This is a genomic window from Burkholderia sp. Ax-1719, from assembly GCF_011753055.1.
GTDB lineage: Bacteria > Pseudomonadota > Gammaproteobacteria > Burkholderiales > Burkholderiaceae > Paraburkholderia.
The window spans coordinates 515,199-530,418 of the sequence record NZ_VWWJ01000002.1; the positions used below are offsets into that span (position 1 = coordinate 515,199).

Genomic DNA, 15,220 nt, shown 5'->3' on the forward strand with positions numbered 1-15,220 from the left:
CATGAAACAAGCCTATATCGTCGATGCGCTGCGTACGCCCACCGGCCGCCGCAAGGGCGCGCTCGCCGGGGTGCATGCGGCCGATCTCGGCGGCTTCGTATTGAAAGGACTGGTGGCGCGCAACGCCATTCCCGCCGCAGACTATGACGACGTGGTGTTCGGCTGCGTGGACACCCTCGGCCCACTCGCGGGCAACATCGCGCGCACCTGCTGGCTTGCTGCGGGTTTGCCGCTCACCGTGCCGGGCGTGACCGTGGACCGCCAGTGCGGATCGTCGCAACAGGCCGTGCATTTCGCGGCGCAAGCCGTGATGAGCGGCGTGCAGGACGTAGTGATCGCGGGCGGCGTGCAGACCATGACGCAGATTCCGATTTCATCGGCGATGACGGCAGCGGCGCCGCTGGGTTTCAGCGATCCGTTTTCGGGCAGCGCGGGCTGGCGCGCGCGATTTGGCGACGCGCCGGTTTCGCAGTTTGACGCGGCCCAGCGTATCGCCGATCACTGGAATGTCTCGCGCGATGCGATGGAGCGTTATGCGCTGGAGAGCCACCGGCGTGCAGTCGCCGCCATCGAGGCGAAGCGCTTCGAACGCGAGATCGCACCGTGCTTTGGCCTCTCGCACGACGAGACGCCTCGGCCCGATACCTCGCTGGAGAAAATGGCGTCGCTGGAGCCCCTGATGCCGGGCGGTTCGCTCACGGCAGCGGTATCGAGCCAGACCTGCGATGCGGCTGCCGCCCTGCTGATCGTTTCTGAAGACGCCTTGCGCCGCTATGGACTCGTGCCGCGCGCGCGTATCCATCATCTGAGCGTGCTGGGCGACGACCCGCTCTGGATGCTTACCGCACCGATTCCGGCCACGCGTCACGCTCTGAAGAAGGCCGGTTTGTCGATGAACGATATCGATATCGTGGAGATCAACGAAGCGTTTGCCTCGGTGGCGCTGGCGTGGCTCGCGGAAACGGGCTACGACGCCGCGCGCACCAACCCTAACGGGGGCGCAATCGCACTCGGTCATCCGCTCGGTGCGACGGGCGCGCGTTTGATGACGACGCTGCTCCATGAGCTGGAACGCACGAGCGGACGGTACGGACTCCAGACGATGTGTGAAGGCGGCGGACTCGCGAACGTAACGATTATCGAGCGACTTTGAACGCTAAAAGCAAGAGGTCAGGTATGGGAATCTGCAAGGAACGCACCGTGATCGTCACGGGTGCGGGCGGGGGATTGGGGCGCGCGTATGCGCTTGCACTCGCAGAACAGGGCGCTGCGGTGGTGGTCAACGATCTGCGCGCCGATGCGGCGCAAGCAGTCTGCGAAGAGATCGCGCATGCAGGTGGACGCGCGCTCGCCAACGCCGACGACATCACGCGCATGGACACCGCGCAACGCATCGTCGATGCCGCGCAGGTGACATTCGGCACGGTGCACGCGCTGGTGAACAATGCGGGCGTATGCCGCGACCGCATGTTCACGAGCATGACCGAAGACGATTGGGACACGGTCATGAACGTCCATCTGCGCGGCCACTTTTGTCTCGCGCAGATTCTCGCACGCGGCTGGCGCGATGCGGCAAAGGCGGGCACGCCGGTAGCGGCGCGCATCGTCAACACCAGTTCTGGCGCGGGCCTGCAAGGCTCCATCGGCCAGTCGAACTATGGCGCGGCCAAGGCAGGCATCGCGGCGCTCACTCTGATGCAGGCCGCCGAATTACAGCGCTATGGCGTGAGCGTGAACGCGCTCGCGCCCTCGGCGCGCACGGCGATGACCGAAACCGTGTTCGCGCAGATGATGAAGAAGCCTGAGGACGGCAGCTTCGACGCCTTCGATCCGGCCAACGTTGCGCCGCTGGTCGTGTGGCTGGCGAGCGAGGCGTCGGGCGAAGTGACGGGCCAGGTGTTTGAGGTGGCGGGCGGCATGATCGCCGTGGCCGAAGGCTGGAGAACCGGGCCGCGCGTGGATCGTGGCGCGCGCTGGCCCGCTGCTGAAGTCGGCGTTGCGGTCAAGGATCTGCTGGCGCAGGCGTGCCCGGCGCAGCGCGTCTACGGAAGCTGAGGCTATGGATCTCGTCCTGAGCGAAGAAGCGGTGCTGATCCGCGACAGCGCCGCCGAGGTGCTGGCGCAACAGAGCGCCTCCGCCGAGGTGCGCCGTGCCATCGAACGCCACGCGGGCTATGACGCCGCGCTCTGGCAGACGATGGCCGGGGAATTGGGCTGGTGCGGCTTGAGCGTACCGGAGCAGGCGGGCGGTGCGGGATTGGGCGCAACGGCACTGGTGCTGTTGATGGAGCAGATAGGGCGACGGCTGGCGTGCGTGCCTTACTTTGGCACGGCTGTGCTGGCCGCGCAGGCCTTGACGCAATGTCTGCGCGACGATGGCGAGAGCGAGGAGACCGTGCGCTGGCTCGCCCGCATCGCGGCGGGGGAAACGCGTGCGACGCTGGCGCTCGCGCGCACCGCGCCGTTTGACGTAGCGAATGCGCAGGCGTGGCCCATCGAAGCGCAAGAAACGGCGCAGGGCTACACCCTGAGCGGCACGCTTAGCGCGGTCATCGACGGCGTCATGGCCGATCTGCTGCTCGTGCCCGCGCGCGTGGGCGGCGATATTGCGCTATTCGCGGTTGAGACCAGCCAGGCTGGCGTTTCGCGCAAGCCCTTGCCGACGCTCGACGCGACACGGCCTTTTGCTTGCATCGAACTGGAGGCGGTGAGCGTCGCGTGCCACGCGTGCCTGGCTCAAGGCGAGACCATGCGTGCTGCGCTCACCCGCGCAGCATGGTTCGCCGCACTGGCGCTGGCCGCCGAACAACTGGGCGGCGCGCAGCAATGCCTGGATCTGACGCTCGCCTACACCTCGGAGCGCGTGCAGTTCGGGCGTCCGATCGCCTCGTTTCAGGCGGTCAAGCATCGTTGCGCAGAAATGCTCGTCGCCGTGGAAGCCGCGCGCTCGGCGGTGCTGGGCGCGGCGGCGGGCTGGGACGCCGCGCAGAACGCGCTCACCGACGTCGAATTTGCCGATATCGCCGTTGCTAAATCCAGCGCGAACGATGCCCTGCGGTTCTGCGCCCAGGAAGCAATCCAGCTACATGGCGGGGTGGGATTTACCTGGGAGTACGATCCACAGCTTTATTTCAAGCGCGCTCAGGCCAGTGGAGCGCTATTCGGTTCGACGCCCGGGATGCTCGGCTGGCTTGCCAGTCATGTGATGGATCGTGACACCACGCTTGCAGGAGCATTCGCATGAACGCACGCAACGACGTAAAGCTGGATGACGCGCGCGAACGCGAAGCCCGTTTGCGCGAGGACATTGCCGCATGGATGGAGGCGCATCTGTGCGGCGCATTCGCCTGCCTGCGCTATCGCGGCGGCCCCGGCGACGAAGACGCGTTTCCCGAACTGCGCAAGGACTGGGAGCGCGAACTTGCCGCGGGCGGCTGGACCGGACTCGGCTGGCCGGTGGAGGCGGGCGGACGCGGCTGGAGCGTGGCAGATCAGGTGATCTTCCATGAGGAATATGCGCGCGCGGGCGGCCCGGGTCGCATGGGTCATATCGGCGAAGGGCTGTTAGGGCCGACGCTGATTGCATGCGGCAGCGCAGACCAGTGCGCGCGCTTTCTGCCCGGTATTCTCGCGGGCACGCAGTTCTGGTGCCAGGGCTATTCGGAGCCAGGCGCGGGTTCGGATCTCGCCAACGTGCGCACGCGTGCTGAACGTCAGCCGGACGGCGCGTGGCGTATCGACGGCCAGAAAGTCTGGACCTCGCTGGCGCACGATTCCGGATGGATCTTCGTGCTCGCACGCAGCGATGCGCAATCGCGCGGCAACAAGGGCTTGTCCTTTTTCCTCGTGCCACTCGAACAGCCAGGCGTAGAGATCCGGCCAATCCGCCAGATGAACGGCGGCGCGGAATTCAACGAAGTTTTTTTCGACGGCGCACGCGCCGAAGCCGCCGATCTTGTCGGCCAGCCCGGCGACGGCTGGCGTATCGCCATGACGCTGTTGGGTTTCGAGCGCGGCATCTCTACGCTAGGCCAGCAAATGCAGTTCATCCGCGAACTGGACTGGGTGATCGAGGCGGCGAAGGAAGCCGGGGTGGATGGCGATGCATCGATTCGCGCGCGCATCGCGCGGGCATGGGCAGGGCTGCGCATCATGCGCCACAACGCGTTGCGCATGCTGGGCGTAGAAGGCACACCAGGCACACAAGGCGCTTCCGCCGTACAGGACAAATCGGCGCTTATTTATAAGTACTACTGGTCGAACTGGCATCGTGATCTAGGGCAACTGGCAATGGACGTGCTGGGCGATCAGGCGAATTTTGTCGATGTCGCCAGCAACGGGGCGGAAATGACGAAACGCAGTCGCCTTCAAGGCGTTTTCCTGTTTTCGCGCGCCGACACCATTTATGCCGGCACCAACGAAATCCAGCTCAACATCATGGCCGAGCGTGGGCTCGGCATGCCCAGGGAACCACGAGGTCAAGCATGAACGCAGAACATCGTCTCGCCATCGCGCCGCCCTATGTGGCGGGCCATCAACTGCTCGAAGGCAAGGCCGTGCTGATTACCGCCGCCGCTGGCGCGGGCATCGGTTTCGCCGCTGCGAAGCGCTGCGCGGAAGAGGGCTGCCGCGCGCTGATCGTCTCCGATATCCACGAAAAGCGACTGAACGATGCCGTCGCACGATTACGCGACGAAACCGGCCTCGCCGCCATCCACGGCCAGATTTGCGATGTGTCGAACGAAGCCCAGGTGCAGGCGCTCGTGGCCTTCGCCGAAGCGCAGACGGGCGGCGTGGACGTGCTCATCAATAACGCGGGCCTGGGCGGGTCGTGCCGCCTAGTCGATATGGACGATGCGCAATGGTCGCGCGTGCTCGACATTAGCCTCACCGGCACGTTCCGCATGATGCGCGCCATGCTGCCGCCGATGCAGGCGCGCGGGCGCGGCACCATCGTCAATAACGCTTCCGTGCTGGGCTGGCGCGCGCAGGCCGAACAGGCGCACTATGCGGCGGCCAAGGCCGGGGTGATGGCGCTCACGCGCTGCGCGGCGCTGGAAGCTGCGTCTTTCGGCGTGCGCATCAATGCGGTGGCGCCCAGCATCGCGCTACACGATTTTCTGAAGAAGTCGGCCCCGGCCGATCTGCTCGAACAACTGGCGTCGCGCGAAGCGTTTGGGCGCGCCGCCGAAGTCTGGGAGGTGGCAAACGTGATGGTGTTCCTCGCAAGCGACTACGCGTCGTATCTCACCGGCGAAGTGCTCTCCGTGAGCAGCCAGCACGCATGATGGAGACGCTCGACTTCAACGTGGCAAGCGTTCCGGCGCGCGTGTTCGCGCAGCCGGGCGCGCTGATCGATGCCGTGGGCGAACACCTGGGCGCGAGTCCGTGGTTCGCGATCGATCAGGCGCGCATCGGCCAGTTCGCCGATGCCACGCTCGATCATCAATGGGTCCATGTCGATCCCGAACGCGCGTGCAGCGGCCCGTTTGGCGGCTGTATTGCGCATGGATATCTCACGCTCTCGCTCGTCAACTATTTTCTGCCGCAGATCGTGCGCATCGACGGCGCGCGCATGGGCGTGAATTACGGCTGCGATCGTGTGCGCTTTCCCGCGCCGGTGCGGGTGGGCGCGCGCGTGCGCGGCGTGGGCGAACTGCTGCGCGCGGAGGCGATCGAGGGCGGCGTGCAGGCCTGGATACGCGTGACCGTAGAGATCGAAGGCGAAGCCAAGCCGGGTTGCGTCGCCGATACGATCAGCCGTTATTACTTCTGATACCTCTGATTTCAACGCGATCTGAATCGCAACAGGAAAGCATTCGATGAACGAAGCCGTGATTGTTTCGGTGGCGCGCACGCCCATCGGCAAGGCCTTTAGGGGCGCTTTCAACGATACCGAAGCGCCGGCGCTGGGCGGCCATGTGGTGCGCGAGGCGGTGGCGCGCGCGGGCCTGGAAGGTCGCGAGATCGATGACGTCATCATGGGTTGCGCCGCCCAGCAGGGCACCCAGGGCTACAACATCGGAAGGCTTTCGGCAATTGCGGCGGGGCTGCCGGCCAGCGTGCCGGGCATGGCGCTCGACCGCATGTGTTCGTCGGGGCTGATGTCGATTGCGGTGGCGGCGCGCAGCATTGCGTGCGGCGACGCCGATATCGTCGTGGCGGGCGGGGTGGAATCGATCACGCTCACGCAGAATCGCCATAAAAACAGCTATCGCGCACGGGCCGAAAGCGTGCTCGCGCAACAACCCGCCGCTTATATGGCGATGATCGAAACCGCCGAAGTGGTGTCGCGCCGCTATGGCATCAGCCGCGCGGACCAGGACGCGTTTGCGCTGGAAAGCCAGCGGCGCACGGCGGCAGCACAGGCGGCAGGGCGCTTCGACGCGGAAATCGTGTCGATGGATGTGCGTCGTGCGCTGTTCGACAAGGAAGGTAACGTCACGGGGCACGAAGACCTGTGCGCCACCCGCGACGAATGCAATCGCGCCGATACCAGCGCCGAAAGCCTCGCGGTGCTCAAACCGGTCTGGAGTGGCGGCGAAGCCGTGACGCAAGGTGAATACATCACGGCAGGCAATGCCTCGCAGCTTTCGGATGGCGCGGCCGCCGTGGTGGTGATGAGCGCGCAAAGCGCCCGCGCGCGCGGCCTGGCACCGCTGGGCATCTTTCGCGGACTGGCCGTGGCGGGCTGCGAAGCCGACGAAATGGGCATCGGCCCCGTATTCGCCGTGCCGCGTCTGCTTGAGAGACATCGCTTGAACGTGAGCGATATCGGTCTCTGGGAACTCAATGAGGCATTTGCCTGCCAGGCGATTTACTGTCGCGATCAGTTAGGTATCCCGATGGAGCGGCTTAACGTGAATGGCGGAGCTATTTCGCTCGGGCATCCGTTCGGCATGTCGGGGGCGCGAATGACGATGCACGCGCTGATCGAAGGGCGGCGGCGCGGCGCGCGCCTGGCCGTGGTGACAATGTGCATCGGCGGCGGGATGGGTGCGGCGGCGCTGTTCGAGATTCCCGCATAAAACGCTGCGCGCCACAAAAAAGCAGCACACGACAACATCGAGGAGACACCCATGAAAAATTCGTTGCCGGGCCTGGTGATGTCGGCGGCGGTGCTGGGCGCGGCGCTCTTCGCGTTTGCGCCGCGCCCTTTACCCGCGTTTCCCGCGAGCACCATTGCGGCCAACCGGCTGCAGATCAACGGTCTGGCGCAGGCAGGGGCGCGCACCGTCGCGGTGGGCGAGCGCGGCGTGATCCTGCTTAGCGATGATGCGGGCGCAAGCTGGCGCCGCGCCGCCATCACGCCCGATGAAGCGTCGACGCTGACGGAGGTGTTCTTCGTTTCGCCGCGCGTGGGCGTAGCTGTGGGGCACGACGGCTGGATCGTGCGTACCGTCGATGGCGGTGAGCACTGGCAGGAAGTACGTTTCGATCATCGGCATTCCGACCCGTTGTTGGCAGTCTGGGGACGCGCCAATGGACCGCTTTTCGTGGTGGGCAGCTTCGGGCAGTTGCTCGTATCGCACGACGAAGGCGCGACGTGGAGCGCACAAAAAACGCCTGCGGATGACCGGCATCTAAACGCTATCGCGGGAGATTCCGAAGGTCATGTGGTGATCGCGGGCGAGACCGGCACGCTGCTGGTGTCGAACGACGATGGCGCGAACTGGGAAAAGCGCGCCTCGCCATACGCGGGCTCACTGTTCGGCGTGTTGCCGCTGGGCGCGCATGCGTGGCTTGCCTATGGCATGCGCGGCAACGTGCTGCGCTCGGATGACGATGGGCAGACGTGGGTACATATCGATAGCGGCGTGGGCACCTCGTATTTCGGCGCGACGCAGTTGCCGGGCGGCCCGCTCGTGCTGGTCGGTCAGGGCGGCGCGATCGTTACTTCGAGCGATGGCGGCGCGCATTACGTCGTACGTAAGGCGGGCGGCGTGCAAAGCCTGGCGGCCGTGCTAAATGAAGGCCAGGGTCATCTGCTCGTAGCGGGCGAAGCGGGCGTGATGCGCTGGACGCTGCCCGTGTCCGTAGCGAAGACCAACGCGCCATCCTGACGCCTCCTCGTCGTCATCAACCGAATCGTACTGCGAAATAAAAGGCTTGCCCATGACCGCTACTCCCCGCACTTCCTCGCTCGCGCGTTTCGTGGATCGCTGCGCCAGCGCGATCATGCGCCATCGCCTCGTGCTGCTTACACTCTGCGTGGCGCTGACTGCCGCCTTCGGCTACTCGGCCACGCGGCTGCGGCTCGATCCGGGATTCAACAAGATGATCCCAATGGAACACCCCTATATGCAGGTGTTCAACCGCTACGCCAGCGCTTTTCCGGGCGCGAATACGGTGCTGGTGAGCCTGCGCTGGAAGGGGCAGGGCGATATCTACAACGAGCCCTTCATGGATGCGCTGCGCCACGCGACCGATGATGTGTTCTTCATTCCCGGCGTGAACCGCTCGCGCGTGTTCTCGCTTTTCACGCCCAATGTGCGCTACACGGAAGTGACCGAAGCGGGTTTTCGCGGCGACGTGGTGGTGCCCGGACAGTTCAGCAGCAATAATCCCGACGATCTCGCCAAGGTGCGCCGCAATGTGGCGCGCTCGGGACAGATCGGCCGCCTCGTCAGCAACGACCTGAAAGCAGCGCTGATTCGCGCGGAACTGCGCGAGACCGATCCGGTGACGGGCAAGCGGCTCGATTACAGCGCGGTGGCGAAGCAGCTGGAGCAGATTCGCACGCGCTACGCGAGCCAGAATGTCGAGGTCGACATCATCGGCTTTGCCAAGCTGGTGGGCGATGTGGAGGCCGGCATTGCGGGTGTGATGGTGTTTTTCGGCATTGCGTTTGCGATTACGGCCGTGCTGCTGCTCGCCTACACGCGTTCGTGGCGCACCACGGCGCTCGCGTTGTGCGTCGCGCTGCTGCCGGTGGTGTGGCTGCTGGGCGCGCTGCCGATGCTGGGTCTGGGCATCGATCCGATGTCGATTCTGGTGCCGTTCCTGATCTTCTCGATTGGCGTTTCGCATGCGGTGCAGATGACGAACGCCTGGAAACAGGCGCTCGCCACCGGCTTATCGTCGGCGGATGCGGCGCGCGATGCTTTCCGCAAGCTGTTCGTGCCGGGCACCGTGGCGTTGCTCACGAATGCACTGGGCTTCATGGTCATCATGCGGATTCGCATCGATATCGTGCGCGAGCTGGGCATTACCGCCTGCCTGGGCGTGCTGCTGATGATCGTCACCAACAAGGTGTTCCTGCCGATCCTGCTTTCCTATACGCGGCTCGAACGCGGCGCGCTGGCGCATGCGCAGCGCCGTGTGGCGCAGCGTCAGAACGGCGGCAAGGCGGACGGCTGGGCGCGCTTTGGCGTATTCGCGCGGCCGCTGCCGGCGCTTGGCGTGTTTGCGGTGGCGCTGGGTTTGCTCGCGTTTGGCGCGCAGGCGTCGCGTGCGCTGCAGATTGGCGATATTGGATCGGGCGCGCCCGAGCTGCGCGCGACATCGCGTTACAACCTGGATAACGCGCGCATCACGAGCCAGTACAACATCGGCGTGGATGCGCTCGCCGTGATCGTCGAAACGCAAGGTTATGACGATGCCTGCCTGCATTACCCGGTAATGAGCGCGATCGAGCGCTTCGAAATGCAGATGCGCGGCGTGGCGGGCGTCCAGTCGGTGGTGAGCGTGCCGTCGCTGGCGAAGGTGTCGATTGCCGCCTTCAACGAGGGCAATCCGCGCTGGGCCGCGCTGCCGCGTTCGAGTGACGGCCTCACGCAAGGCGCGGGCGCGTTCGACCCGGACAATGGCATGAATACGGAGAACTGCCAGGCGATCCAGGTGCTGATCTACACCGACAATCACGAAGGCCGCACCATCGCGCATATCGTCGATGAAATCAAGCGCTTCGCCGCCGAGGACGAGACGCAGGGCGTGGCCTTTCGCCTGGCGGGCGGCAATGTGGGCGTGATGGCGGCCACCAACGAGGCGGTCGCCGATGCGGAAATCGCGATGCTGCTGTCGATCTTCGGTGCGATTGCGCTGCTGTGCTTTGTCACGTTCCGCTCGTGGCGCGCCGTGCTGTGCATCATCGTGCCGCTCACCCTGGTTTCGATTCTCTGTAATGCGGTGATGGCGTGGCTGGGGATCGGCCTGAAGGTGGCGACACTGCCCGTCATTACGCTGGGCGTTGGCGTGGGCGTCGATTACGGCATCTATCTGTACGAGCGCTTGCAGCACGAACTGCGCGCCGGGGCGAGCCTGCCCGAAGCTTTCGGCGCGGCGATGCGCCAGCGCGGCACGGCGGCGCTTTTCACGGCGGTGACGATGTTTATCGGCGTGGGAACGTGGGCGGGATCGGCGCTGAAATTCCAGGTGGATATGGGCGTGCTGCTGGCTTTCATGTTCCTTGTGAACCTGTTTGGCGCGGTGTTCCTGCTGCCGGCACTGGCCGCCTGGCTGGGCGTCGAGCGTGCCGAGCGGCGCGCGGTGCAAGGAAGTCAGGCGGCGTTGCGCGGCGCGGCGGTGGCGCAGGCGCGGTCCTGACCACTGCGGAACTGACGGCCATCGTGGCGCGATCCGGCTAGAATCGGGGCTTTGCTTCGATTACCGTTATTCGCGCTATGAAAATTCTCTTCGCCTCGGCATTTGCCGCACTGGTTGTCGCGGCCAGCCCGCTCGCGCAGGCACAAACCGCGAGCGACGCCGCCGCCCCGCAACAGGAATGCTCGATTGGCCGTGTGAGCGGCGTGGGCGGCGCGGCGGCCAGCATGCGCGAATATCTCGCACTGCCGGAGCGTGACCGCTACCGTTATTTCTCGGACCACCAGATCGACTGCCAGGTGGACGACGACGGGCACGCCACACGCTGCGTAGGCCTCGTCAATCTGCGCAAGGACAAGGTGAGCGTGTACGACGACAGCGACCCGACCACGACCACCGTGGTGGCGCGCGTCGAGCTTGAGCACGGCACTTATCCGGTCATCATCGTGGTGCGCAAGCAGGACATCACCTGCGACGACTGATGGCATGAGCCCATCGCGGCACCATCCGGCTCATCTGGAATATCTCCTCGTTCGTCCCTAGTCCGTCGGGACGATGAATGGCGTGCGCTGCCCGACTAACGTGGCAGGAGCCCCACGTTCCATTCAAACAGGAGGAGAACCATGTCCGCACGTCCGTACAAGATTGAAGCCCAGCCGCTCGTGCAGCGCTACGCGCGAGGCTGGCATTGCCTGGGCCTCGCGAGCGACTATCAGGACGGCCAGCCGCATACGCTCAACGTATTTGGCCGCCGCCTTGCCGCATTCGCCGATTCGAGCGGACGTATCCGTATCGTCGATGGATTTTGTCCGCATATGGGCGCGGATCTCTCCACCGGCCGCGTAGAAGGTGACACGCTCGTGTGCCCGTTTCATGGCTGGCAATGGGACGGTGACGGGCAATGCCAGTCGATTCCCTATTGCAAGCGTATTCCGCCCAAAGCGAAGATCGGTGCGTGGCATACGTGTGTGCAAAATCATTTGCTGTTCGTCTGGCACGATCCGGAAGGCGCGGCGCCGCCTGATGATGTTGCGATTCCCTCGATTCCAGCTTGCGAATCCGATGAGTGGTCGGACTGGATCGTCGACAAGATGGTGATCGGCACGAATTGTCGCGAGCTGGTGGATAACATCTCGGATATGGCGCATTTTGCGACTGTGCATGGCGCGCCGGTCGATTACTTTGCGAATCTATTCGAGGATCATAAGGCGACGCAATTGCTGGTGGGGCGCAGCGAACGGTTGGGTGGGGATGAGCTTGTTGCGCTATCGACATACTTTGGACCGGCTTATCACATCACCGAAATGACTGGCCAAAGCGGTGGGCATCCGATTCATTCGATTCTTTTGAATTGCCATGTGCCGATTGATATGAATAGCTTTGAGCTGCGCTATGGGGTGATGGTGAAGAAGATTCCGGGTGTCTCGGAGGAACAGAATCTGGAGATTGCGCGGGCTTATGTGGAGCAGGCGCAGGCGGCGTTTTATGAGGATGTGGCGATCTGGGATAGCAAGACGCGGATCGATAATCCGCTGCTTTGTGAGGGGGATGGGCCGCTTTATCAGATGCGGGATTGGTATGGGCAGTTTTATCTGGATGCTGGAGATGTGCGGCCTTCTAGTCGGTTGAGGAAGGTGTTTGAGATTACTGTGAGAGAGGGCGGTGTTGTGCCGCCGTTGCATCATGTTTTTGAGGGGTGATTTTTTTGGTGTTGGCATTTCCTTGATTTGTTAGTGGTTTGCGAGTGTTGCCCCTGTGCGGGGCGGCACTTACTTTCTTTGCCGCGGTGTATGGACCGGAGACATAGGCAACAGGTGTGCGGGGGCATAAGCAACACTTTAGACGAGTGGTTGCCTAGGGCCAGCCACGCCATGGAATCCATCGGAAGATCGACTAACACTGATCCACTGGGAAACAGCTTCTCGTCTCGAGATGTTGCGCTGTGGCAATGGTTGATAGATTTTCGGGCATTGCTGTATTGATTAGCAGGGGCTCGTGAGGGTAAAAGCGTTGACGGGCTGAACTGGCCCCGCAGCGCGGCCGTACCCAACCTTTGCAGTCCTGATGTGTCGGGCCGCGTCTCCAGAACCCAAGCGAGGAGGCCAGCCTATGGCGGACCTGCAAGACGCGCTTCAAGCCATACCGGGCAGGCAGCCGCATTTCCTGAATATTCCCGGAATCGAAAGCGCGGCACTGCTTTCAGTTGTGTCATTCGAAGCCACTGAGAAGATGGGCGCACCGGTTGCAGTGCGCATTACGTTGACGCATCCGCAGCAGCTTGCACGCGCTGACTATTTGAACCGCGATGCAACATTCAGGATTGTCGCAGATGACGGCATGACGAGAACGTTCTCGGGCTACATCGAACGTTTCTCGATGATGAAGACCACGAAAGACTATACGCAGTACGAGTTGGCTCTCAAGTCGCACTTCGGACGGCTTCAAGCAGGCACCAATACTCAGGTCTTCCAGCACCTCTCCATCCCGCAGATTATCCAGAAAATTCTGCGCGCCCACGGCATCCGTGATCATCAGATGCTATTCCGCCTGCGAGGCAGCTATCCCAAGGTGCTGTGGCGTTTCCAATACCAGATGTCGGATTTCGATTATGTGCACATGCTCATGGAGAAGGCCGGCATTTATTGTTACACGGTCGAGACGAAGCACGGCGACCATATCGTCTTTGGTGACGACATCGATCACTATGTCTACGACCCGCGCCTCATCGTGCCGTACCGTGAAGCGGCTGGGCTCGAAGCAGGTGGAATGGAAGCAGTCACGGCGTTAAAAACGCACACTGAGATTGTGCCGCAGTCGTTCATAGTCGCGGACTACAACCCGGAAAGCGCGTGGGAGCGCTTCAGGGATACTGCGAACATCGCCCCGCAGGATCCCACGACCTACGGCCAGCCTTACATTTACGGCACCGGCCACCTCGATCAGCAAGGTGCGAAGCGGGAAGCGCAGTTGCGCCACGAGGCCGCACTCGCGCGCCAGGTGATCTACGAGGGTGGGAGTAACGTGCTGTCGCTGCATTGCGCGCGTGTCCTCGAAACCGATATCGTGCTGCCTGACGCTTTGCAGGGGCAGGTAATCGTTGAGATCACACACAGCGGTGCACGTGACAAGGCTTACTCCAATACATACAAGGCGATCCCTGCCGATCGCCGCTTCCTTCTCCAGCTCGAACCGATGAAGTGGGCGAAAATCGGCGGTACGCTCTCGGCACGGGTTTGCAGTCCTGATAAATACGCCTACGGCTACCTGAATTCAGCGGGGTATTACATAGTACGGCTGGACGCCGACTTCGGCGTTTGGCCGAAGGGGGGTGAGAGCGTGCGGCTGCGTTTGGCGAAGCCCTTCGCCGGGAAACTGCAAACCGGCATGCACTTCGTCGCGCTGGATCATGACGAGGCAATAATCACATTCAGAGATGGGGACCCGGATAAGCCCGAAATCAGCGGCTTCTACCACCATTCACAGGCGAGCGACCTCGTGACGAGTGACCGGCGATGGCTCTCGCGCAACATGATCCGCACGCAGAAAAACAACAAACTGCGCTTTGAGGACTGGTCGGGTCAGGAAGGTGCGAAGCTTAGCACGGAGCACTCGGGTAAATCGCAACTGAATCTTGGCTACCTCGTCAATAACAAGCTCGAATACCGCGGTGAAGGCTATGAGCTGAGGTCTTCCGGCTGGGGGGCACTGAGGGCTGGCAAAGGCGTGATGGTGACCGCCTACGATCGCCCCGCAGCGACCGGCAAGCAGCTCGACATGCAGGAGACCATCGCGCAGCTTGAGAGCGCGCTGACAACCGCAAAGGCGCTTGCGACGTGTGCCGGCAGCGCGAAGGCCGAACCCGCCGACACCGAAGCACAGCGTCAGATGAAGGAAGATCTGGACGGTCTGAAGAAACCGGGGCTGCTCATGAGCACGCCCGCATCGGTCGCGCTCGTGGCGGGGCAAGGTATCCAGTTCGCGGCACAGGACAACGTTAACGCGGTGGCAGGAAAGAATGCCGATTGGAGCGTATTGAAGCGCTTTACAGTCGCGGCCGGTGAAAAGGCATCGCTGTTTGCGCGGGCTGGTCTCAAAGTTTTTGCAGGCAAGGGGCCCGTCGATGTGCAGGCCCAGAACGGTCCGATGTCTCTTACCGCTGACAGGGATGTATCGATCGCAAGCGTCAACGGCAAGGTCCACGTAGCAGCGGCGAAAGAAATCATCCTTGAATGCGGCGGTGCGTTCATCCAGATCAAAGACGGCAATATTACGCTCGGTGCCCCATTTGACCTGTTCTTTAAGGTCATTACGATCCAGAAAAAAGGTAAGGAGTCGATGCGTACACCGTTGCCTGATCTGCCAGGCGACAAAGACTACAGCGCGCAATTTACCGTCCGGGATACCAGTGGAGCCATTCTTAAAAACTATCCATATCGACTCGAAGCAGAAAACGGTTCGATGTGGTATGGCCGCACCGATGAGAACGGGTTGACCGAGCGGATCTGGACTGGGAGGGCGCAGAAGGTGAAATTACATCCGCACCAGTTACAGGATGAAAAGAATGACAGCGGCATCCCACCAGACAGTTGCTGCGATGTAGATAATTCAGAAGGTTGAAAAATGACTGCTTCTACACAAGGCCCCATTGGTTCAATGTCTAGTGGGGCGAACATGCCGA

12 protein-coding genes are annotated in these 15,220 nt (G+C 62.9%); all 12 read left to right on the forward strand.

Annotation, left to right across the window (positions count from 1 at the left end; genetic code table 11):
* Position 1 precedes the first annotated feature (1 nt).
* The 12 genes from F3J17_RS07340 (at position 2) to vgrG (ending at position 15,159) form a co-directional block, all read left to right on the forward strand.
* Positions 2-1,153, forward strand: a complete 1,152-nt coding sequence (locus F3J17_RS07340; protein WP_167055399.1) for an acetyl-CoA C-acetyltransferase — start codon at positions 2-4, stop codon at positions 1,151-1,153.
* A 23-nt stretch (positions 1,154-1,176) separates the two neighbouring features.
* Positions 1,177-2,055: an SDR family oxidoreductase gene (locus F3J17_RS07345; protein WP_167055403.1), complete on the forward strand. Its 879-nt coding sequence runs from the start codon at positions 1,177-1,179 to the stop codon at positions 2,053-2,055.
* Positions 2,056-2,059: 4 nt separating this feature from the next.
* Entirely contained in the window at positions 2,060-3,244 is a 1,185-nt protein-coding gene (locus F3J17_RS07350) for an acyl-CoA dehydrogenase family protein (protein ID WP_167055407.1), read from the forward strand.
* Positions 3,241-4,488 carry an acyl-CoA dehydrogenase family protein gene (locus tag F3J17_RS07355; protein ID WP_167055410.1) on the forward strand — a complete coding sequence of 416 codons (1,248 nt, stop codon included), beginning with the start codon at positions 3,241-3,243 and terminating at the stop codon, positions 4,486-4,488. The genes F3J17_RS07350 and F3J17_RS07355 overlap by 4 nt, the downstream gene beginning before the upstream one ends.
* On the forward strand, positions 4,485-5,288 hold the full coding sequence (locus F3J17_RS07360; RefSeq protein WP_167055413.1) for an SDR family oxidoreductase: 804 nt from the start codon (positions 4,485-4,487) through the stop codon (positions 5,286-5,288). The genes F3J17_RS07355 and F3J17_RS07360 overlap by 4 nt, the downstream gene beginning before the upstream one ends.
* Positions 5,285-5,776, forward strand: coding sequence for a MaoC family dehydratase (locus F3J17_RS07365; protein WP_167055416.1), 492 nt, complete (start codon positions 5,285-5,287; stop codon positions 5,774-5,776). The genes F3J17_RS07360 and F3J17_RS07365 overlap by 4 nt, the downstream gene beginning before the upstream one ends.
* Positions 5,777-5,822: 46 nt before the next feature.
* Positions 5,823-7,028 carry an acetyl-CoA C-acyltransferase gene (locus F3J17_RS07370; protein ID WP_167055419.1) on the forward strand — a complete coding sequence of 402 codons (1,206 nt, stop codon included), beginning with the start codon at positions 5,823-5,825 and terminating at the stop codon, positions 7,026-7,028.
* A 51-nt stretch (positions 7,029-7,079) separates the two neighbouring features.
* Positions 7,080-8,063 (forward strand): YCF48-related protein, encoded by a 984-nt coding sequence (locus F3J17_RS07375; protein ID WP_167055423.1) that lies wholly within the window; start codon positions 7,080-7,082, stop codon positions 8,061-8,063.
* A 52-nt stretch (positions 8,064-8,115) separates the two neighbouring features.
* On the forward strand, positions 8,116-10,545 hold the full coding sequence (locus tag F3J17_RS07380) for an efflux RND transporter permease subunit (RefSeq protein WP_167055426.1): 2,430 nt from the start codon (positions 8,116-8,118) through the stop codon (positions 10,543-10,545).
* Positions 10,546-10,622: 77 nt separating this feature from the next.
* A complete protein-coding gene (locus F3J17_RS07385) occupies positions 10,623-11,024 on the forward strand; it encodes a hypothetical protein (RefSeq protein ID WP_167055430.1) in 402 nt (133 codons plus the stop codon).
* 141 nt (positions 11,025-11,165) lie between these two features.
* Positions 11,166-12,242, forward strand: a complete 1,077-nt coding sequence (locus tag F3J17_RS07390; RefSeq protein ID WP_167055433.1) for a Rieske 2Fe-2S domain-containing protein — start codon at positions 11,166-11,168, stop codon at positions 12,240-12,242.
* A gap of 409 nt (positions 12,243-12,651) precedes the next feature.
* Positions 12,652-15,159, forward strand: coding sequence for a type VI secretion system Vgr family protein (vgrG, locus tag F3J17_RS07395; RefSeq protein WP_167055436.1), 2,508 nt, complete (start codon positions 12,652-12,654; stop codon positions 15,157-15,159).
* Positions 15,160-15,220 lie beyond the last annotated feature (61 nt).

What these genes read in the sequence shown, in the direction of transcription:
- F3J17_RS07340 (WP_167055399.1), top strand. Translation starts at nt 2, where the DNA reads ATGAAACAAGCCTATATCGTCGATGCGCTGCGTACGCCCACCGGCCGC.
- F3J17_RS07365 (WP_167055416.1), top strand. Translation starts at nt 5,285, where the DNA reads ATGATGGAGACGCTCGACTTCAACGTGGCAAGCGTTCCGGCGCGCGTG.
- vgrG (WP_167055436.1), top strand. Translation starts at nt 12,652, where the DNA reads ATGGCGGACCTGCAAGACGCGCTTCAAGCCATACCGGGCAGGCAGCCG.
- F3J17_RS07370 (WP_167055419.1), top strand. Translation starts at nt 5,823, where the DNA reads ATGAACGAAGCCGTGATTGTTTCGGTGGCGCGCACGCCCATCGGCAAG.
- F3J17_RS07350 (WP_167055407.1), top strand. Translation starts at nt 2,060, where the DNA reads ATGGATCTCGTCCTGAGCGAAGAAGCGGTGCTGATCCGCGACAGCGCC.
- F3J17_RS07380 (WP_167055426.1), top strand. Translation starts at nt 8,116, where the DNA reads ATGACCGCTACTCCCCGCACTTCCTCGCTCGCGCGTTTCGTGGATCGC.
- F3J17_RS07360 (WP_167055413.1), top strand. Translation starts at nt 4,485, where the DNA reads ATGAACGCAGAACATCGTCTCGCCATCGCGCCGCCCTATGTGGCGGGC.
- F3J17_RS07345 (WP_167055403.1), top strand. Translation starts at nt 1,177, where the DNA reads ATGGGAATCTGCAAGGAACGCACCGTGATCGTCACGGGTGCGGGCGGG.
- F3J17_RS07355 (WP_167055410.1), top strand. Translation starts at nt 3,241, where the DNA reads ATGAACGCACGCAACGACGTAAAGCTGGATGACGCGCGCGAACGCGAA.
- F3J17_RS07390 (WP_167055433.1), top strand. Translation starts at nt 11,166, where the DNA reads ATGTCCGCACGTCCGTACAAGATTGAAGCCCAGCCGCTCGTGCAGCGC.
- F3J17_RS07385 (WP_167055430.1), top strand. Translation starts at nt 10,623, where the DNA reads ATGAAAATTCTCTTCGCCTCGGCATTTGCCGCACTGGTTGTCGCGGCC.
- F3J17_RS07375 (WP_167055423.1), top strand. Translation starts at nt 7,080, where the DNA reads ATGAAAAATTCGTTGCCGGGCCTGGTGATGTCGGCGGCGGTGCTGGGC.